The sequence below is a fragment of the Paenibacillus sp. J22FR21 genome, assembly GCF_056269135.1.
In genome coordinates this window covers 1058063-1078909 of record NZ_JBWDNJ010000002.1, presented here as the reverse complement: position 1 = coordinate 1078909, position 20847 = coordinate 1058063, and the positions used below count along the sequence as shown (strand labels likewise).

At 48.7% G+C, this 20847-nt stretch carries 18 protein-coding genes and 1 other annotated feature; of the genes, 5 read left to right on the top strand and 13 right to left on the bottom strand.

All coding sequences use genetic code 11. The features are described 5' to 3' along the window. Positions 1–92: 92 nt before the first annotated feature. The 3 genes from AC0YNS_RS10675 to AC0YNS_RS10665 form a co-directional block, all read right to left on the bottom strand. Positions 93–1091, bottom strand: a complete 999-nt coding sequence (locus AC0YNS_RS10675; RefSeq protein WP_475780965.1) for a type I glyceraldehyde-3-phosphate dehydrogenase — start codon at positions 1089–1091, stop codon at positions 93–95. 264 nt (positions 1092–1355) lie between these two features. Then, complete coding sequence (locus AC0YNS_RS10670) at positions 1356–1757, bottom strand: VOC family protein (protein WP_475780964.1); 402 nt, start codon at positions 1755–1757, stop codon at positions 1356–1358. A gap of 184 nt (positions 1758–1941) precedes the next feature. Next, positions 1942–2712: a hypothetical protein gene (locus tag AC0YNS_RS10665; RefSeq protein ID WP_475780963.1), complete on the bottom strand. Its 771-nt coding sequence runs from the start codon at positions 2710–2712 to the stop codon at positions 1942–1944. Positions 2713–3052: 340 nt separating this feature from the next. Between AC0YNS_RS10665 and AC0YNS_RS10660 the strand changes: the two genes are divergently transcribed. Beyond that, positions 3053–3997, top strand: a complete 945-nt coding sequence (locus AC0YNS_RS10660) for a ribose-phosphate diphosphokinase (protein ID WP_475780962.1) — start codon at positions 3053–3055, stop codon at positions 3995–3997. A gap of 74 nt (positions 3998–4071) precedes the next feature. On the opposite strand, the gene AC0YNS_RS10655 is transcribed toward AC0YNS_RS10660, so the two are convergent. Continuing rightward, entirely contained in the window at positions 4072–4656 is a 585-nt protein-coding gene (locus tag AC0YNS_RS10655) for a YdeI/OmpD-associated family protein (protein ID WP_475780961.1), read from the bottom strand. Positions 4657–4711: 55 nt separating this feature from the next. Here AC0YNS_RS10655 and AC0YNS_RS10650 point away from each other — a divergent pair, with 55 nt between their 5' ends. From AC0YNS_RS10650 to AC0YNS_RS10640, 3 genes are all read left to right on the top strand, one after another. Continuing rightward, entirely contained in the window at positions 4712–5548 is an 837-nt protein-coding gene (locus AC0YNS_RS10650) for a class I SAM-dependent methyltransferase (protein WP_475780960.1), read from the top strand. Positions 5549–5575: 27 nt separating this feature from the next. Next, on the top strand, positions 5576–6508 hold the full coding sequence (locus AC0YNS_RS10645; RefSeq protein WP_475780959.1) for a hypothetical protein: 933 nt from the start codon (positions 5576–5578) through the stop codon (positions 6506–6508). A gap of 159 nt (positions 6509–6667) precedes the next feature. Continuing rightward, positions 6668–6901, top strand: a complete 234-nt coding sequence (locus AC0YNS_RS10640; protein WP_475780958.1) for an NHLP leader peptide family RiPP precursor — start codon at positions 6668–6670, stop codon at positions 6899–6901. Between the two features lie 49 nt (positions 6902–6950). On the opposite strand, the gene AC0YNS_RS10635 is transcribed toward AC0YNS_RS10640, so the two are convergent. The 6 genes from AC0YNS_RS10635 to AC0YNS_RS10610 all read right to left on the bottom strand — a co-directional run bounded on the left by AC0YNS_RS10635 (position 6951) and on the right by AC0YNS_RS10610 (position 16115). Further along, positions 6951–8870: an ATP-binding protein gene (locus tag AC0YNS_RS10635; protein ID WP_475780957.1), complete on the bottom strand. Its 1920-nt coding sequence runs from the start codon at positions 8868–8870 to the stop codon at positions 6951–6953. A gap of 205 nt (positions 8871–9075) precedes the next feature. Beyond that, on the bottom strand, positions 9076–11007 hold the full coding sequence (locus tag AC0YNS_RS10630) for a fructose-1,6-bisphosphatase (protein ID WP_475780956.1): 1932 nt from the start codon (positions 11005–11007) through the stop codon (positions 9076–9078). A gap of 751 nt (positions 11008–11758) precedes the next feature. Then, entirely contained in the window at positions 11759–12625 is an 867-nt protein-coding gene (locus tag AC0YNS_RS10625; RefSeq protein WP_475780955.1) for an aldo/keto reductase, read from the bottom strand. 426 nt (positions 12626–13051) lie between these two features. Further along, positions 13052–13846 carry a class I SAM-dependent DNA methyltransferase gene (locus tag AC0YNS_RS10620; protein ID WP_475780954.1) on the bottom strand — a complete coding sequence of 265 codons (795 nt, stop codon included), beginning with the start codon at positions 13844–13846 and terminating at the stop codon, positions 13052–13054. A 221-nt stretch (positions 13847–14067) separates the two neighbouring features. Continuing rightward, entirely contained in the window at positions 14068–14451 is a 384-nt protein-coding gene (locus tag AC0YNS_RS10615) for a DUF6199 family natural product biosynthesis protein (protein ID WP_475780953.1), read from the bottom strand. Beyond that, positions 14448–16115 carry a glutamate--tRNA ligase gene (locus AC0YNS_RS10610; RefSeq protein ID WP_475780952.1) on the bottom strand — a complete coding sequence of 556 codons (1668 nt, stop codon included), beginning with the start codon at positions 16113–16115 and terminating at the stop codon, positions 14448–14450. The genes AC0YNS_RS10615 and AC0YNS_RS10610 overlap by 4 nt, the downstream gene beginning before the upstream one ends. Positions 16116–16174: 59 nt before the next feature. Further along, positions 16175–16409 (bottom strand) — a binding site (T-box leader). Positions 16410–16591: 182 nt separating this feature from the next. Here AC0YNS_RS10610 and AC0YNS_RS10605 point away from each other — a divergent pair. Next, complete coding sequence (locus AC0YNS_RS10605) at positions 16592–17989, top strand: hypothetical protein (RefSeq protein ID WP_475780951.1); 1398 nt, start codon at positions 16592–16594, stop codon at positions 17987–17989. Between the two features lie 62 nt (positions 17990–18051). On the opposite strand, the gene AC0YNS_RS10600 is transcribed toward AC0YNS_RS10605, so the two are convergent. The 3 genes from AC0YNS_RS10600 to AC0YNS_RS10590 all read right to left on the bottom strand — a co-directional run bounded on the left by AC0YNS_RS10600 (position 18052) and on the right by AC0YNS_RS10590 (position 20606). Continuing rightward, positions 18052–18705 carry an alpha/beta hydrolase gene (locus AC0YNS_RS10600; RefSeq protein WP_475780950.1) on the bottom strand — a complete coding sequence of 218 codons (654 nt, stop codon included), beginning with the start codon at positions 18703–18705 and terminating at the stop codon, positions 18052–18054. 56 nt (positions 18706–18761) lie between these two features. After that, positions 18762–19817, bottom strand: coding sequence for an LLM class flavin-dependent oxidoreductase (locus AC0YNS_RS10595; protein ID WP_475781019.1), 1056 nt, complete (start codon positions 19815–19817; stop codon positions 18762–18764). 240 nt (positions 19818–20057) lie between these two features. Then, positions 20058–20606, bottom strand: coding sequence for a hypothetical protein (locus AC0YNS_RS10590; protein ID WP_475780949.1), 549 nt, complete (start codon positions 20604–20606; stop codon positions 20058–20060). Positions 20607–20847 lie beyond the last annotated feature (241 nt).

The window sequence follows — 20847 nt, the reverse complement described above, 5'->3', positions numbered from 1 at the left end:
GACCTCCCTCAAACCGACACCAAAAACCCCGACAGCCACTAAGGTGCCATGGTTTCCCGCGACACCGGATACGAATACCAAAGCAGGTTACGTTATTTATTCGCCAAGAAGGCCGCAACCTCCGCAAGACGCGTTGCGAATCCCCATTCATTGTCGTACCATGTCGCAACGGACAAGAGCTCCCCTTCCACGTGCGTGAGCGGTAGATCAATGATCGACGTATGCGAATCACCAACAATTCGCGACGATGCCCATTCTCCTTCAAGTACATCCATAACGCCTTTCAGGTCGCCTTCACTTGAGGCGCGACGGAACATATCATTCACTTCCTGCACCGTGCACGGCTTCTCCGTAATCAGGTTTAGTTCGGCGATGCTACCTGTGCGAGTAGGTATTCGGTATGCTTTGCCGGTAATCTGCAGCTCTGGCCAGATGAACTTCAGCGCTTTGGCCGCACCGGACGAAGACGGGATGATGTTCTCGGCAGCTGCCCAGGAGTCCCGACGGTCACGCATCGGCTGATCCGTCAATGATTGAGTGTTCGTATAGGAATGAACCGTAGAGAACAGACCGAATTTAATCCCATAGTTTTCTTTGACCAGCTTAATGACGGCGGCCAAAGCGTTAGTCGTACAACTAGCTACGCTGATGATTCGGTGTTTGTCAGGATCGAAACTGTCGAGATTAATGCCTTTCAGCAATACGGCGTCGCAATCGTCGAGTGTTTTGCTTGGCCCGCTGATCAGAACACGCTTCGCTCCACGGTCAAGATGTACCTGTGCGACGGAACGAACAACGGCACGGCCAGTGCAATCGACGACCAAATCCACACCGAGCGCCTTCCAATCTGGTACTTCCTGCATTGCATTAATATACATAATCTCTCGCCCGCCGATGATCATCGCACCCTCTTTGGCGGATACGTCCTCATGCCAACGCTTATAGTTTGAATCCACTTCGAACAGCGCAGCAAGCGTGCCTTCGTCCTTGATATCTGATATAGAAAGTGGAACGAATAGCTTATCCTGAAGCGCCACGCGTAACATTATTCTGCCGATGCGTCCAAATCCGAAAATTGCAATTTTGCCCATCACTCAACCTCCATTGCATGGTATTGTCAACGAGAATAGTGTACACATATTTAGCCGACCTAAGTCAGCAGTTAGCAAGGTGAAATATTCACTAGTCTTTGGTGTACTAATGATTTGTTTCAACTTGAATTTCAAATCAGCACTTTCGTTATCGCTTTGGAACTGATTAAGCATTTCGGCACTCGAACTAGCGGAACAGGTTTGACCAGCTGCCGCATTTCGTGATTGAACCATAGTGCTCGTTAGTTTAAACGCCAGAGTTTATCACGAAATAAGTTCTTTATTTACAACGCCTCCACCAACGGTAATTTGATAGCCGTTGAGATCACGGAATGTAAACTCGCTCCAATGATTAGTGTAATTCGGATCACTTATGATGGTTATATTTCTATCCATAACTTCTTGAGCTATCAAATCAACGGCATTCGTATAACAATAGACATCAAAATATTGTTCCTCGTATCTGGAACTGATTGGGTTCACTTCGTCTTCATGTTTAGCTTCAATAAGAATGAGAGTCAGTTTTCCTCTCGAAACATGGTGGTGATGTACCTGATCACCGATCACTTCATAGTTGAAGCCTAAATCGGAATAAAACTGAACTGTTCGCTCCAAATTTTTGACTAACAAGACGAAAGAGGAACCATTAATGATAATCTCCGTCATAGTGAACACTCCCCCATATCGTTTTTTTAGGCTTCGTCTTTCCCTCTCATGCCCCCAAGAATAATGCTGTACCCATCCGGGTCCACAATTCGCGCGTTGATAGAGTCCCATTCATCTCCGTGAAATTCAATCGGTTCCGTTCCGATTGTACCGCCATTGGCTCTCACTTCTTCAACGATAAGCCTCACATCATTCCAAGGTACATGTACAAAAGTATCCCACGGTTGATCAGGGCCTTCCCACAAAAACCTTCAACGCCTCTAACTTTCACGGACATCGCATTCGGATGCACATCTTGTGGGGATACAGCCTGCTGTAAGATCACTTCCATTACAGGATACGGCACGTCTGGATCTCCCCGTCTGGCGTACCCGGAGTCATTCACCTCGTCGCATCCCAACACGTTCTTGTACCAGTCCAGAGACCTCTTCAAATCGGAAACAAGGCGTACTTGTATCGTCTTAATAAACTTATCTTCTGGCTGGTGCGAAGTCGGTTCGTCCGTCTTCGACCGGTTGGCGCTCAAAACGATGTTATATCCGTCATAATCGGTAATATGCGCTTTCTTATGAAGCCGGCTTTCGTGCGCGTATTCATAAGGTTCTACGTTAACTTTGCCACCTCTGCTGCGTACTTCCTCGACTATGTAAGCCAAGTTATCCCATGCGACCTCAACCAAGGAATCACAGCCATACTCCGAGCTTGCAGCTTCTGCCGGTTCATCCATGTGCTTCTGTGCGACTGCGTTCGGGCGAATATGGTCCGGCGATGCGGCAGTGATGACAATAAGCCCCATGCCTCCCCCGTCTCCCCGAGTTGCATGTCCATAGCCGCTGATGTCGTGACATTGCAGCACATTGCGATACCATTCCTGAGACTTTCTAACATCGGATACTAGACGTACAGGGAATGTTAATCCAAATTCGCCTCTTCGGATCGATTCGTCTGAAGTCAAAATGACAGCTCCTTTTTATACTCTGTTTTATAGTTCACTCTAATAGACTTAGTATAGGGAACGTTTGTTCTATTGTAAAGTATTTCCTTCTAGTAATCTGCCTGTTCGGGCCGCCTTCCTAGAGAATCGTAATATGATCGTTATCGGCATCAGCTTGCCTGACTCCCGAGTAGGCCATTAATTTTGAATTTAACAACGGGAAAAGATATAATGGGATTAAATGTAATGTTACAAGAACATAAAAGACTAAGCTTACGATGCGAAAATTGCATAGCAATTCTTTAGTTAGTGCTTACTATGCAGGACTTAAGTAGCAATTCTTTTAGGAGGAGTCAAGCGGATGCAAAATGTAAAAATATTTTCCGGTTCATCGAACCGCCCGCTCGCGGAAGAGCTATGCCGGCAGCTTGATGTTACGCTTGGAGAAATTGAGATTTCCAGGCAGCCAAGCGGAGAAATCAGCTTACGTTATATCGAATCGATTCGTTCTGCTCATGTCTATATCGTTCAATCTTTGTCTCACCCCGTCAATGAGCATTTAGTCGAACTCATGATTATGATTGATGCAGCAAAACGGGCTTCAGCCAAAACGATTAATATCGTTATGCCGTATTACGGCTATGCTCGTCAGGAACGGAAGGCAGCCCCGCGCGAACCAATTTCCGCGAAGCTCGTAGCCGATGTGCTGACGACTGTAGGCGCTGACCGCATTATTACGGTAGATCTTCATGCCGATCCGATTCAAGGCTTCTTTGATATCCCTGTTGATCATATTACCGCTTTGGACCTCATCACGGATTATTTGAAGGCAAAGAACATTAAGAATCCGGTAGTTGTCTCACCTGACGCTGGTCGGGCAACAACCGCTGAGAAGCTCGCCAACTATCTGGACTGTCCGTTTGCCATTATGATTAAGAACCGCCCTGCTCACAATAAGACGAAAATCACTCATATTATCGGTGAAGTCGAGGGCATGACTCCGATTATTATTGAGGATTTAATCGATACAGGCGGTACGATCGTGAATGTTGTTGAGGCGTTGCATAAAAGGGGCGCGAATGACGCCTATATTTGCGCAACACATGGGTTGTTTTCGGAAAATGCGCTTGAGAAGCTGTCGCATCCCTACATTAAAGAGGTCGTTATTACGGATACCATCGCAATTGATCCGAATCGTTCGGATAAGTTCGTTGTTCTTCCAATGGCGGAGCTTCTCGCGACTGCGCTCAAAATTATTAATAACGGCGGATCGATAAATACGCTATTTAAGACGAAGCAAATGTAAGGACTAGCGAGAGTGAGGGGCAAAAAGTAAGCAAGCGGCAACTAAATGCCACTTGCTTTTTTTGCTTGTGCTGATTAGGGATATATTTTTTCGCCTTTTTCAAGCATCGCTACAAACTGTTGAATTCGTTTCGCCCGAGTCTCTTGCTTCTTGGCATTATGGATTCTGAACAGGATTGCATATTTATTTTGGCTATTCAACGTATCATAAAATGCCTTCGCTTTGACATTACGCTCAAGTTCAAGTGCGAGATCTTCAGGAATAGAAGCGATACTTTGCGATTCGTAGGCCTTTTCCCATTGGCCATTCTTTTTGGCATCTTCAATCGCTTTAAACCCTGAGGGCTTTATTCTACCTTTTGTAATGAGGAGCTCTGCTTTGTCTTTATTTACTTTCGACCAGACGCTCTTTGCTCTACGCGGAGTAAATCGTTGAAGCCACATTTTTTCATCAAACTTTTCCTTTTGGCTGTCAACCCATCCGTAACACAATGCACTCTCAAGTGCTTCATCGTAGGATACGGTAACCACACCGGAATTTTTTTTCGAGATTTGCAACCGGATTCCCTGTGAAGTATCATGATTGTTCTCAAGCCAATTCTCGAGAGATTGCTGTTCGCCAAAAAACATAACCGGTAATTCATTGGACTTATTGATCACTTGAATCGCCTCCTACTTGTAGTGTAGCTCATATAGTTGACAGATACAGTCGCTAATGTCGTTTTGTTTCCAATTATTCGGTATAATTAATCTAGTCAATTATATTGCCGATAAGGAGCTGTTAACGCTGGGCGTCGACGATTCAACCAATTTGTTCAACGATATGCTTTCGCTGACCGTGCAGCTCTTCTATGAGCGCGAGCGTTCACTGGTCCTGCATGAGCCGTTTCAAACCGCAACGTCCGTTCTCGATATCGGCTGTGGAAACGGTGCCTATTTGGAGGCCGTCAAACAGGACTACCCGCATTTGAGATGCACCGGTCTTGAGAAGGACGAACGTATTTACCGCTTTGCGGAGGCAAGAAACGCGCCGGGCCTGGAATTTATTCACGCCGATTATCGGGAGCGGACGCTATGGGCCGAGCCGTTCGATGTCATCATCGTTAGGCTGGTCGCCCTGCATCTCCCGGACTTCGGGCATTTTCTGACTTGGCTGCGAACCGTCACCCATGCCGATTCCTTGATCATCGTCATCGATTTGGACGACGACGCAACCGGTCCCTTGCCCGCCGACTGCCTGCCTCGATTCGAAACGTTATTCCGGGCTTCGCGCAAGCCGCTGCTGGATCGCTTCCCGAAGCCGGTCGGCGATCGGCTGGCCGAATTAACGTCAGCTCTCGGCGGCTTCCGAACGCAGCTGCAGTCTTATAGCATCCTGGCTGAAGACGGCGAAACGAAGCGGCTGATGCACCGCTACATGGAAACTGTGACCCGGATCATGCAAAGCGCTCATCTGTCCGATGAGCGGAAGCAGGAATTGGACCATTGGCTTAGCGAGGAGTCCTTTTCCTATCAGGCTGGTATGTTCGCCTTATCGTTTCAACGCATTTGATTACCTATCCGGGAGGACCAAGAAACGATGACATGGAGATCCGATTACGAACATGAACTTGCCCATGTGTTCCGGGAAGCGGAACGACTGATCGATGCCTATCCGGCACCGCTAAACGACAAAGGGCGCGATTATTTGCAAGCCTTCAACCCACTGAATCCTTCGGGCACGAAGAACCATATCTGCTACTTGCTTCCGTTTTGGATGCAGCCCATTACGGAGTTGGATTCACAGCGCTATCGCGATTTGTCGCTCGCTAACGTTTTCGTCATGCTATATTTTTTCATTCAGGACGATCTCATGGATACCGCCCCGTCCGATTGGAAAGAACAGCTGGCCCTCGGCAATATGTTCCATCTAAGCATGCTGGACCTGTACCGCATGTTGTTCGAAAGCAGCTCCCCTTTTTGGAACTATTATCGCGCTTACGTGACGGACTGGTCCATGGCGGTTGCCTATGAAAGTCCTTCCGTCAGCCTATCTCCGGCCAAGCTCGCGCAAAAAGCAGCGCCCGTCAAATTGGCGAGCATCGGAGCCCTGCTTCTCGCCGGTCGCCGCGAGCTTGAGCCCGCCGTTTCCGAGGCGGTCGATCTTGTATTGGCTACGCTGCAGATGTCTGACGATTGGGCCGATTGGGAAGAAGACTTCGACTTGCATAACGCCAACAGCCTGATCAGCATGATTGCCTCCGAGAAATCGGTGTCCCATTCCCAGATTACGAGAACTGATATCAAGAACGCCATCTACATCGACGGCGCCTTAAGCCGTTACTCGCAGCTTACGCAAGCGAATAGCGAGGCTTTTGCAAGGCTAGCGCTTTCGCTCCCTCATTTGGCCTCGTTCCAATCTCATTTGGCTGACATGCTGGCGGTGGCGGGCGAGCATTTGAGCCAAACGAAGAAACAGCTGCTTGGCGGCGGATTTACGTACTGGCTTTCACAAAATAAACTTGGGTATTAAGAAAGACATAAGTCAGAAACGACAAGGGGATCTCCTGCGGAGGGGTTTCCTTTTTTTGTGCAATAATTGTCGCATTCTAGCGATTCATAGTAGAATTGTCCCACTAATAGTGATAGTATTTACATGGTAGTATATTCCTATTTAAAGAGGTGCAGCCAGATGTCCGAACAAGAATTGCAGCAACAGATCATCGAGAAAGCCTGGTCCGACGAGTCTTTCAAAGCCAAATTGCTGGCGGACCCCAAAGCAGCGTTGAAAGAAGCCTTCAATCTGAATTTGCCTGAAGACGTGGAACTGGTCGTCATCGAAGAAACGCCTTCCAAGCTCGCGTTCGTCCTCCCTCAAAACCCGGCTGACGTCGCAAAAACGGACAGCCAACTCAGTACTTGGTAAAACTCAACGTTTGCTACAGTTCAATATTTCCTACAAAAAAACGCGAAGGTCATATAGAGACCTTCGCGTTTGCTTCTACATAGCGCGCGGCCGGGAAACGAATCATCGCTTCGGTGCCAACGCCTTTCTGACTTTTGAATTTGATTGTCCCCTGCATGACCTCGATGATCCTGAACGTCACCATGAGCCCAAGACCAGTCCCTTTAGTTTTGTTGGTGAAATATGGTTCCCCCAGCCTTTCGAGTATGCGCTCATCCATCCCGGCGCCGCTGTCCGCAATATGAATGACGACCTGTTTGCTCTCCTCGTATGCCCAAATCTTCACGACGCCGGAGCCTTCCAGAGCTTCGATGCTATTCTTAATGATATTAATCAATGCCTGCTTCAGCTTCGAGGAATTGCCCATGATCCGCAGCGATCGGGGCACGCTCATCTCCAAGTGGCCGCCCTGAAGGTTGGCCAGCGGGACGATAATGCCTTCCACGTGCTTGAATTCGTCTGCCAAATCCAATTCGTCCACTTGTTCCAGCTCCGGCTTCGCGAAGGTAAGGAAATCGGTAATGATCGTAGAAGCCCGGTCAAGCTCGTCAATGGCAAGCTTGTAATAGCTCTCGGTATTCGACGCGATATCGTGGCGTCTCTCGAGTAATTGCAGCAGGCCGCGCGTGACCTGAAGCGGGTTGCGGACCTCGTGCGCTACGGAAGCCGCCAGTTGGCTGATAATCTCCATTTTCTCCGATCGCTGCATCTCGGAGTTGTAAATTTCCAAGTCCCGCGAGTAGGTAATGATTAATTTATGCTGGTAGGAGATTCGGCGCCCGAGCAGCACGATGAGCGATAGCACGAAGGCGACCAGCCCCCATTTCCACCACGACAGGTCGTACGTCTTGGAAGATGCGTAGAATTTCAACAATTCCGCCACGCTGATCACTGCAAAGACAGCCAATCCGATAGAGAGGATAATCGAATCGATATTGCGATTCCACAGCTGCCTGACCAGAATGATGAGGATCAGGATAAATTGGGCCAGCATGATAATGCCGATACACGTAACAGATACGAAAAAGTAATATTGCTGTAATGCGTAGCCAGATGCCCAGTTGACAGTCAGCATAATGATTCCAAAGATGGAATAGCCGATCTGGAACCGGCGGAAATGCTTGACGATGCCGCGATAGCCGCTTCCGAACAACTGCTCGAAGAACATCATTAAAGACGGCAAGAACAGGTACAAGGAAAGATCGAACATGCCTTGATAAAGGAAACCGTACTCTCCGTAGAAGGTATACAAGAACGGCGAGTATCCGATCAATATCCCGCCTATCGGGAGAATGATAAAGCATAGCGCGAGCCAGCTCTTCAATTGATTCCGGTCGAGAAAAACCGAGCATACGAGCATGACGAAGGCGACGAAGACAAAGGCGCTGCCCAAGATGATGTCGAGCAAATCGAATTTCGCGTACAAACGCATGAGATCCTGGTAATCCGAGATGTTAATTCCGGGTCCGAGACCCAATCTGTCCGTTTGGCTTTCCAGATGCAGAACCAGCTCTTGACCGGAGTCGTGATTCTCGAGCGGAATCAAAACGCGGTTCAGATCGAACCAATACTTGCGTTCCGAATGAAAGACCTCTTCCCCGCCCAGAAAGGCGGTGATGTTCTGCGCATAAATCGAACGAAAGAACACCCCTTGGTTCATTTCGATTACGGGAAGCTTGATCCGGATCCACGCGGACACCGCAGATTCCGGTTTGGATACTGCCGGCTCCGAAGCCCGTATGTCCTGCCACCCATCGGCTTTCAGCGCCTGATCGGGCGCCGCAAGCCGATCTGCTTCCGTCTCCCATTTGATCTGCCACGATGAAATCGCAGAATCGGCCGAAGCCGGTGATGCTCCCGCGAGATTCGGTACGATCGGCAAGATACTCGCTATGATCAAAAAAATTCGGATGAATATGTTTAGTCTCATTCCTGCCGACACCTCAATTCTTAGGTAAATTTTACTACGCCCACTTTCTATAATTCGACTAAATCCCAAGGTTTGCCTGCTTGATTTCGACAAAAAATTAAATATCTTTCATTTATATTCGCGTTTAGGTCCAATTTACTCAAAAAGGCTGCCGATGCCGGCAGCCTTGCTAATGATTATTGAGCTATCTAACCCGACAATAGTTTCATCTCATGTAGCGATCTTCTAAGAGATTTTTCAAATTCGAGATTTTCTGCAGCAGCTTCTCCCCGACATTGGTTTCTCTTACCAGCTTACGCTCCAGTTCCTTGTCCACCAGTCTTTTTACAGACAATACGTCCGTTCCGTTACATAACACATCTTCTTTTGATATAAATTTCTGATGGGCAACCAGCTGCATGCCAAAGGAATTATACAATAAGGTATATCCGGCGATGCCCGTTGTGGATTGATAGGCTTTGGAAAAACCGCCGTCAATGACAATCAGTTTCCCGTTTGCTTTAACGGGGTTCTCTCCACGAATTTCTTTAACCGGCGTGTGACCGTTAATGATATGTCCATGATCCGGATTCATATCAAACTCCAGCAGAATTTTCCGGCAGATCTCCTCATTTTCACGCAGATGGTAATAAGGGTTCTTTCTCTCCTTATAGATTTCTTTATCTTGGATAAAGTACCGTTCAAAGGAGGTCATTTCTCTCTTTCCAAAAAGCGAGGAACACTCCCCTGTCCAGATGTACCACACCATATCCGTAGCCAGATCTTCCGTCTCTTCCGGATGCGCAAAGGCGTAACGTAAATAATATTCAAAAACATCGAGCAGCTGACGGCCCGAATATGTCTTGTCTTCAATCTGCATTTCTTCCATGTTGCCTTCTTCATCCAATGGAATACAGCCGTGAAATAACAGATTCCCATTGTATTTTAAATAAAGGCTACCCTTTTTCATAAGAAAATTCATATGTCTGGCCAGCTTTTCGGAATGCTGAACGGAGAACAGCAGCTTGTCCATCACCTGCTCTTCTTCCTCCAGCATTTGTTCAGGCTGCTGCGGATTTACGGTTGCGAAACAGGCGTTTTCGAGCGGGTAAGTTTTACCTCCGATCTTGATTTCGGTTTTGTCGTAATCGATCTGCTCAAGCAAAAGCCTATTAGTCATATTAAAGTATGGGCGTCTCTTGATTATCGGGATTTCAAGCTTGAACTGGATCATGGCAATGGCTTGATGAATTTTGGTAATCTGCAGAATTTCCTGCTCCGAACCGTTATGGTCGGACTGCAGCTTCGGTCTAAAGGTTGGATTGTCATCATAGTATTTCTCCGCCAAATTCAGCAGTGGGCGCAAATTGATTCCATATACGTCTTCGATGATGTCCAGATTGTCGTATCTGGCGCAGATCCGGATAATATTCGCAAGGCAAACCTGGGAACCCGCGTAGGCGCCTATCCACAGGACATCATGGTTCCCCCACTGAATGTCTACTGAATGGTAGTTGATTAGCGTGTCCATAATTTTATCGGGGTCCGGTCCCCGGTCATAGATATCTCCGACTACATGAAGATGGTCGACCACCAAGCGCTGGGTCGTATAAGCAAGGCCGATAATGAGCTTGTCCGCCTGGCCCAATGTAATAATTTGCCTATATATTTCCTCATAATAAGGGTCCTTGTTGTTGGTCGAATCCGTCTTATATAGAAGCTCTTCTACAATGTATACAAACTGCTCCGGCAGAGCTTTGCGCAATTTGGAGCGCGTATATTTGGAAGAGGCATAAGAAACGAGCTTAAGCATGTGTTCAATCGTTTGTCTGTACCATCGGTTCAAGGCTTGTTTATTCCACAATTCTGCTTTAACCAACTGTATTTTTTCTTCCGGATAATAAACTAACGCAATAAATTCGTTCATTTCGTGATCCGTCCAAACCTCTCGGAACAAAGCTTTGATTTTATCTTTCACGGTACCCGAACCGTTTCTAAGCACATGCTGAAAAGCCTGGAACTCCCCATGCAAATCACTGACAAAATGCTCCGTTCCCTTGGGAAGATTGGAGATCGCTTCTAGGTTGATGATTTCTGTTACAACTTTTTCTTCCGTATCATATTCCATGGCCAATAAATCTAGAAACTGCGCATCCAAAAAGAAACCTCCAATATCTTTTGGAGTAGTTTACCATGCTGCCGATTGATTTATACTGATCATAAGTTCAATGAATAAGCTCAAGGTCATATCTGACCGGTTGCCTTCGTTATACGATTTACAGCCGAAAAAAGCCGCAGTTAGCGGCTTCTTAAGCATATATGTTAAGCGAAGTCACTCATACAAGTCTTGTTAATTCACTGTTGATTACTCGATGTGAGGCAACAAAACGATCTTTCGGACTAATCCCAAACGATGCAAATTGCACCTTCGATTGATTGGTAATAAATTGGACTTCATACTGCTTCGCATTTCCCACAAAGAAACTATTGTATGTGGATGCGCTCGGTTTCACAGTAAACGCAACGTTATGAATCAATTTCTTTCTTCCGTTTAATGCATACACTTTGATTCTTACTCTAGCATTCTCATTTCGATTCTGGTTTAACGAGTTTACAACAATATCATTGGATACAGTCCTATCTTTCTCCGTTAAATTATTCAAAGGTCCAGTCGTATATTTACGAACCATACATACTCCGCCCTTTCATAACAAGATATTGTAAAAGAATCAAGTCGCTTAAATATCTTATTTATTAAGGGGTTTAACTGATTGGACGAATCTGCCCGCTATTTCAAAAAAACAAGGAGCAGCTGCCGTAGGCAAACTGCTCCTTGCTCTTTGTTTATGGCTTTGCAAAATAGATCCCGAAAGTTCTATCATGTCGCCGGTCGATTGCCGTAGGGGCAATTAGGCTGTGATTTGAGCAGCGATGCCATTCAATTCAGCTACGTCTTTCGCGGAAAGCTCCACGTTGGATGCACCCGCGCAGTTAACGATGTTCACCGCTTTGCTTGCGCCGGGAATCGGCAGAATAACGGGCGACAATTGAAGCAGCCATGCAATCGCGATCTGCTGCGGCGATGCATCATGACTTCTGGCGATACGGGAAAGCGTCTCGTTGCTGCCGATACCTTGCGCGTTGCCCATGCCGTTTAGAGGGCTGTATGGTAGGAAAGCAATACCTAGCTCTTCGCAGCGCTTCAGCACGTCCATGGATGAATGGTCAAACAAATTCATACGGTTTTGAACAGACGCGACCGTTACAATGTTGCGGGCTTCTTCCAACTGTGCAACGGAAACGTTCGACAGTCCCACGTGAACGACCTTCCCTTCCCGCTGCAATTCAGCGACTGTTCCCACGGATTCCGCAAACGGAACCTTAGGATCCGGACGGTGGAATTGATAGAGCGTGATTGCTTCCACGCCGAGCGCACGCAAACTGTCCTCGCACGCTTGACGCAAGTGTTCAGGACGGCCATCGGTTTCCCAGCGTCCATCCGGACGAATGTGTCCGCCTTTTGTCGCGATGAGCACTTCGGGACGGTTATGTAAAGCTTTGGCGAGCAGACGTTCGTTATGACCGTTTTCGGTCGAATTCAAGCAGTACGAATCGGCTGTATCGAACAGTGTAATGCCTTGCTCCAATGCGGCATGCACTGCTCTGATGCCGTCTTCCTCAGAAGGGCGTCCGTTAACGGAGAGCGGCATTCCGCCCATCCCGATTTCCCCCACGATTATCCCCGTCGAACCAAGTTTACGTTGTGGCATTGTCATGGTACAACCTCCTTAGTGATAGTTATGAAGCTTCCAAGAGTAGTGACGAAAAATTCCATTTTTAAGTATACCAGTTCAGCATTTTCACTAATAGTACTGAAAAAAAGTTCATCTAGTTACTCTGATGTAAGGAATGCTTGGTTTTCGTGAACAGTTGCCGAAGGTGATAGCCGCAGCAAGACCATGATGGTTTAATCCGTCAAGGTAACCCCAGCCGTATTCGGCGGAACCGATCATCCATCCTCCTTCAGGGAGCGGTCGATTGCGCCTGATCATTTTTGCTCTCTTCCTTACTCAGGCTGCCTATTTCCTCGTGGTGATTCAGCTAACGTCGCTGCGCAAGAAGTGGTATCCATAAAATAAAAAACCGCGTAGATGAACGCGGCTTCTCATGCATATATTTTTTGTTTCGGTTTGGAACGCAATTTACTTTCGGCAGATGAAGATCAGTTCACGGTGGTCTGCTGTAGCTGGTTCATCGCTGAAATCTCCATAGATTTGGATGTCGCTGAAGCCAGCACGCTCAAGCATCAACACCAACTCGTTCTTCGTATAGTCATCCAACCTTTGCGTTTGAACTTCCTCCTTAATAAGGACACCATCGCGCCACAGCCGGAGTCGCATCTGTCGGGTGGCGACGTTCTCCAAAGGATCTGTATCGAGTGACCGGGCAACCATTTCCAGCTCCGTTCCGTCGGCCAGAAGCTGGCGTTCACTGGATGCGGGCCATCCCTTGGGTTCAGCATGCCTGTACTCAGGCAACCTCGCCAGCCAAGCGGGCGGATCGTTCCATCGCACCGTATAGTTGAAAGCGAATGTGCCGCCTGAACGTAGATGCTCATGGCAGCGCTGCATGGCCTGCATAGTCAGACGATGCTGTCCACCAAGACCAATCACCCCGCAAGCAAATATCGTCCTATAACGCTGCGGCAAATCCAATTCGTGCATGGCCTGCGCATAGAGCCGGGGTGAAAGGCCTTGCTTTGCTGCTCGCTCCTGACAGACTGCGAGCATATCCTCAGAGTAGTCGCAGCCATCCACATCCAGACCATCCTGCAAAAAGAGGAGCAATAAGCGTCCACTGCCGCAGCCCAGATCAAGCGCCGGTAGTCCGGACGTCTCGATCAGCTTCTTGTAGTACTCCCCTTCCGGACCTGCTTCCGTGGCATTCGCCCACGATTGTGCGACAAGGCCATAGTGCCATATTTGGGGTCGTTGCATATTTTGATGACCTCCCTGATAGTAGGTGAAATCATTAGCCACAACAGAACTGCCAGTATAGGGTTGATGTAGTCACATCGATCACCCGCTCTCATAGGAATGATTTTACAATAACACGATTTCCTGATTCTTCCAATAGTTGATGTCAGGTAATAAATGATTGTAGTCATTCTGTACTGACGCTACTCGTCTTGCCTGTTATAGACGCAATCCGCATGCGCCTAGTACGCTTTGATAGCTACGATAATCGAACCGATCATCACGACAATGCCGCCGACCTTGCTCGTGAAATAATAGAAGTCGCTCGGCTCGGGGTTCTCGTACATGAGCCGCTGCGGAGATAGACGGAACATTAAATCCTGGAAGGCTTGGTACCGGAAGCTGCACCAGCCAAAGATCAACAGGCCGAGAAGAAACAGAAACCCTGGCATGCCTCGTTTGACATGGTAATCGGGGTAAGCCGCGCTTACGAGCGCCGACGGCGGAAAATCTTCTTCCCCTTCCTGCTTGATCCGCTCGCCGTTTGCGAACGCCTGTATAACCATGACGATATTGCCTTTGTCATCGTAGCTCAAGAGAAAGCCGTTATTATCCTCGACGCTCACCCGGTAGCTCCGGAGAACTGCTTCAGGCGATCCCGTACCCGGCTTTCCCCCATGACGTGCATCATGTCGTACAGATCCGGCGTCATCGTCCGGCCCGACAAGGCAACACGTACGACCATCGCGACGTCGCCGACATGTCCCGGATATGCCTCCGGATTTTTCTTATATGTCTTGGCATCCTTGGCGAAGCCAAGCTGCTCGCCGATCGCCTTCACTTTGCCGAACCAAGCATCCCGGTCGTCTCCCAGATCAAGCGATTGCTCGTATTCGCGAATGATCTGCTGCGCCAGCTCTAGCGATACATCCGCCGGCAGTGCCTCGAAGCCAGCTTCGACCGAACGGTTGTAGAACTCGTCGTAGAAGTAAGCGTACAGGTCGTTCACTTCGGACCACTTTGAAATGTCCTTGCGCGGCTTCTCCGCCACTCGTCCGATATTGAAGATAGCGAATGCATAGTCGCGATTGGCACTCAGTGTCGCAGCCAGCTCCTCATCGAACGAAGCAGCCCATTCCGATGCTTGCGCATAGACTTCGTCCGCGCTGTACCGTGAAATGACGTCCTTGCTTATATCGTTAAGCTTGTTCATATCGAACAGCGCACCACTGACGTTCATTTTGTTCACGTCGATCGCAAAATCCGTATACGGAGCTTCCGGATGGCTCATCCGCCACTCCTCGTAGTTCGAATTGATAAGCGTCATGAAATACTCGGCGATGGCTTTGCTCGGATACCCTTCCGTCTGGTAAAAGATCGCGGTCGCGTCCCGGTCCTTCCGCTTGCTGAACTTACGCTTCGAGGCGCCGTCCATTTTCATGATCGGAGCCAGATGGCCGTATTCCGGCCTGCGGAAGCCCAAAATCCCGAACAGCTGAATATGCACGGGTACGGAAGCCAGCCAATCGTCGCCACGAATGACGTGAGTCGTGCCCATCAGAGTATCGTCCACCGCATGCGCAAAATGATAAGTTGGGATGCCGTCTGATTTCATGATGACGATGTCCTGATCGTTTTCCGGCATTTCAATTTCACCTTTGATCAAGTCGTCATACTTGATTCTACTCCCTGGCAAACCGGGCGACTTCAACCGAATGACGAACGGCCTGCCCTTCTCGAGCTCCAACAGAGCTTGCTCAGGCGTCCAATTTCGGTGAACAGCCCATTCTCCGTAGTAGCCCGGAGTCAAATGAGCTGCTTGCTGCTTGTCACGAATCGCCTGAACTTCATCCGCATCGCAGAAGCAGGGGTAAGCAAGTCCTCTGCGAATCAAATCCTTGATAAAAACATGATAGAGGCTTACTCGCTCACTTTGCCTGTAAGGTCCGTAGATGCCGACTTCTTCACCGGAAACAGTCGGCCCTTCATCCGTGTAAATGCCGCAGTAGCCGAGAGACCGAATGATGTCTTCCATGCTGCCTTCGACTTCTCGCTTCTTGTCGGTATCTTCGATCCGCAAGTAGAAGACGCCGCCGCTTTGATGCGCCATCCGTTCGGAGATTTGCGTTGCGTAGAGTCCCCCGATCGTCATAAAGCCCGTCGGGCTAGGAGCGAACCGAGTCACTTGAGCGCCCTCCGGCAAATCTCTTTTGGGATAGCTGTCCAGAACTTCTTGGGGGAGCCGCGTCACTCCCGGAAACAAACGATCTGCCAACTCAGCTTGATTCATCGTAGATTCATTCCTTCCCTATGGGCTTGTAAGCAATCAAAAAAGCCTTCCGTCCTCGGTTAAAGGACGAAAGGCTCAGCTTCCGTGGTACCACCTTAATTGGGGCAATCGCCCCTCTCAACGAAACCGCGCTTTAGCGGCTTCTCTTCTGTAACGGGAAGACCCGCCGGACCTACTCCCTCTTTCGGCCCGATGCTCCAAGGCTTCTTTCGCCAAGTTCGAATGCCCGTTTCCACCGCTCCGGGCTCTCTGCGATTCGAGTGCTTGCCTACTCATCCTTTTCATCGCTCGTATGAATATCCAATAATTATCATTAACGGTATCACAAGGGATTATACAGCGTCAAGGGATTCCAGCGGAGCGAAAAAGGGCGGATACTAAGCTGAACAGTATTGACAGGAAAAAACCGGAATGATAGTATTTTCTACTAATCATACCTATTTAATATGAATTAATTCACTAGGAGGTCTTTTCTCATGTCAATTCGAACTTCCGTACGCAACAGGGTTCTCCTAACAGCTGCTCTATCAGCCACTTTGCTGGCATACGCCCAGTCTCCCGCATTCGCATCCCCTGTAACGACTGTGAATTCCACTACAGCCATCACAATCGATTCGGTCTCGGCGAAAGAGATTTCTTCCGCGGAATACGCTGCATTCCTGAAGGACAAATTCAATCTAACGCTCTCCGAGAACGTGAGTCGCGGCGAGTTCTTCGCCGATGTGGTCCGTTTGCTGCAGCTATCCCCTGCGGACAAGCCAGTGACCTTTAATGACTTGAACACATCGAGTCCTTACTACAATGCTGCCGCGGCGCTGTATCAGAACGGGCTGCTGTCGTCGGATATTACGAATGCATCTGCGCCACTTAAAGCCGTCAACGCCGTGCAGCTCGCGCTTCGCTTGGCCGGGTTTAAGGAACTAGCTTACACGTATTCCGAAGCGAAAGCGGAGAAAGTGATTGCTAAGCTTCCGATCAAGTTGTCCTCACTCAACAAGCAAACGAAGCAGGAACTAGCCGCGGCAATCGATACGGGCCTGTTGCCTGCCTCCTATTTCAACCAGCTCGCTCCTAACGCACCTGTCACTTCGGACTTGGCGAACCTGCTGATTGGCAAGACGCTCGTCTTCAAGGGACAATATAAGCATTACCTTGGCTATGTAGGCGACGCTGACATCTATACCAAGCTTTCGGATGCGTATAATGGATCGGTCATCATTAAAGACGACCAGCTGCAGAAAATCGTCGATGTTGCGCTGGAGCAGGGATTGGTTACGGGCTACAACCTGAAAGACAGCCATTACGAGTCCAATTTCATCGAATCTTTGACGTTGATCTATGGCCACTCTGATCTCCAACACGCTCTCCAGTTGATCGGGTTGCTGCGAAGCGAGGGCATCGAAGCCAAGGTACAATTCGAACCGAAAACCTCAGCCTTCGTCTATCTGAAAGAATGGGGCGAGCCCGGCGTTTCTGACCAATACGAAGTTCGTAAAATTTCGAACGGCAATTACATCGAATACGCAAAGGAATACGATATCGCCTTTGAATTCGAGAATGTCGCCGACAAGAAGCGCTTTAACGCAATCATCAGCGCCTATGCTAAGAAAAACGAAGAAAATCAACTTGGACTTCTTGTAAGCTCATGGTGGCAGCCGCTGTACTACTCGCTGACGCCATTGGCCGACTATAAGGAAATCACGAATAATAAAATTCAGCTTGGCCGGTATTACGCGCAGTCCTTCTCACTGAAGGAGCAGTCCAAGGCCATTGTCGACGGATTCAAGCACGTAGATCCATCTGTGGACGTTCAAAGTTACAATTTCTGGACCGACATTCCGTTCTACAATTATTTGAATGGCGAACCACTCTAATAGTCCGGAATGTCGCTGAAACCGACAGGCCACCGATTAATCATCGGTGGCCTGTTCATCGTTTATCGTCCAAACGCCCATGCCACCATCAATGGGAACTCTTCTCGCCACATCACATCGTCATGTGACGCGATCCGCTCTCTCATTTCCACGTCTGCACCGGCCACGCGCAGAGCAGCCGCCCACCTTGTCGCATTATTAAGGAAAAACGGCTCTAGCGTGCCGGCGACAAGGTACACACGAGGAATCGAACCCGGCATTACGTCAGGTGGTTGGTAACCCCCGCCCGGCGAGGCGCAGAATATCGCACCGAAAATCTCGGGATGCCGAAGACCGATGGCGAGCGATAGCTCACCGCCTGCAGATACACCGAACACCGCGGTGCTTTCGGCGGTTAGCGTGACTCCGAAACGTGACTTGACCCATCGGTAGACATCCTCGACGAAGAACTTCTCGTGAGCTGAGAATCGTTCCGGGCTAAAGCCCGGAGAATATTCATGGAGCCGCAGCGTCTCATCGGTCAGTCGGTGCACGCCGATAATCATCGTGGACGGAGCGACGGACTCCTCGAGAATTCCGCCCCACTGCGAGATCAACTGACCGTCACCGGCAAAAACGAATGCCTGAGGAGGGTCCGGAGGGACATACACCGTAACTTGCCGACCACCGTCGTACTCGAACGTCTCGGTGACGAATTTTCCTGCGATGAGTGACATTGCCGCTAGCCTCCTCTCATTGATATCTCTAACTATCAATTCGCGAAGTACTTGAACTATCCTGTCTGTTCAGCTTCCCATCTTGCGATTTCTTCACGGACTCGCGGCGCTACTTCAGTTCCAAGCAGTTCAATTGCCCGCATCACTTCATCGTGCGGCATCGTGCCTACAGGCATGTGCAGCATAAAACGCGAGAAGCCTAATTTCTTATGCATGTAGATGATTTTGTTGGCTACGGTTTCGGGATCGCCTACGTAGAGACCGCCTTCCAACGTTCGTTCAGCGTCGAATTGCGAGCGGGTGTAATCGCCCCAACGGCGCTCTTTGCCAAATAGATTGAACGATGCTTGAGTCGGCGGGAAATATCGGTCTACCGCGAGCTGTGTGTTCTCAGCTACGAAGCCGAGGGAATGTACCGCTACGGGAAGCTTGGATGCGTCATGTCCGGCTTGAGCTGCTGCCTTCTTATAGAGCTGCACAATCGGTGCGAATCGCAGTGGACTGCCGCCAATAATCGCAAGCACGAGCGGCAATCCTAGCGTACCCGCGCGTATGGCCGATTCCGGATTGCCCCCGCTGCCGATCCAGATGGGCAGTTGGTCCTGTACAGGTCGTGGATAAATACCGAGATCTTTGAACGCTGGCCGATGCCCTCCTCTCCAAGTCACCTTCTCCGATTCTCTAATTTTCAATAAGAGCTCGAGCTTCTCTTCGAATAGGGTCTCATAATCGTTCAAATCAAAGCCGAATAAAGGAAAAGCATCGACCATGGACCCTCTTCCTACGATAATTTCCGCACGGCCATTGGATATGCCGTCTATCGTAGCAAACTCCTGAAATACACGCACGGGATCAGCGGCGGAGAGCACCGTAACCGAACTGGTCAGGCGGATGTTCTCCGTCTTGGAAGCGCCTGCCGCCAGTATGATGGCGGAAGCCGAATCTCCGAATTCCTTTCGATGATGTTCGCCAACTCCGAATATGTCCAGCCCGACCTTATCGGCCAAGACGATTTCTTCCACGACCTCACGCAACCGTTCCGCGTGCGTTATAGTCTTCCCTGTACGAACATCCGGTGTTGTTTCTACAAACGTATCCATGCCGATTTCAATTTTCATTAATATTGCCTCCTTTTACATCTATAGTACTCTAATTTTATTTATCCTATAAATAGATAATATAATTATATGATATAAACTGTCAACGATCATATCTTCCTTCGCATCCACATCGTTCCAGACGATCTGTTCAAAATTCCACACAATAAATGAGCTAACAAAAAAAGCCCACGTTTAACGTGGACTTCATTCGGACAATGTTCTTGTCTTCCGACAACTGCTCCAATAAAGTGATTACATCGGTTGAATGGGATTGCCCTTCAAGATGTCTTCCACTTCTTGGTAGCCATCAAGGTAGGCAAAGTTATATCGCGCTGGGAGTGCGAACACGTATTTGTCATTGCGAGTTAGTTCGCTTGGTCCCATAGGCGCTGCGCCGATGAACAATTTCTCCTGCTGAAGCTCGTTCCATTGATCGATAGTAAAGACATAAATAGGGATGTCCTGTCTAGGCTTGTCAGCTGTCCATTCAGGATGGCGGATGGCTATGGATGCGCCGGTTGCTACGACCTTACCGTCTGATGCATCATGACCTTTCCAATTGTCCGTTACGATCGTGTATCCTTTCCAACTGTCCGGCAGCGTGAAACGGAATCCGTATTGGGTATTCTCATAGACGGTTTGTTCAACTTGATTCGTTTGTGCAACGACAGGTTTTACCTGTGATACGACCGGTGCTGCCTGCTCTGCATGATTCGCTCTGTTTGCGGACACTATAGCCGGTACGGATACGGCGACAACAGCCACCAGCAGCGCTGCGGCTACCTTGTTTTTCTTTTTCATGTTCATTTCCTCCTCAAAATCTTTCGTTTATTGTGAACTAAATTCACTACCGTGAGCAGTATGTAAGACGAAAACGCTCACGACTTTGTAAATCTTATAAGGTCTCGGTGTCGTCATAGGTTTAAACATGGGTACGTAATAATATATTTTTGGATACTTGTACTCAAAGTGTCATCGCCTACATCCGGTTTGCCCCATTTGTAACGAATCGCGGAGGTCGGCGTTTTGCCTGCGACCAGCT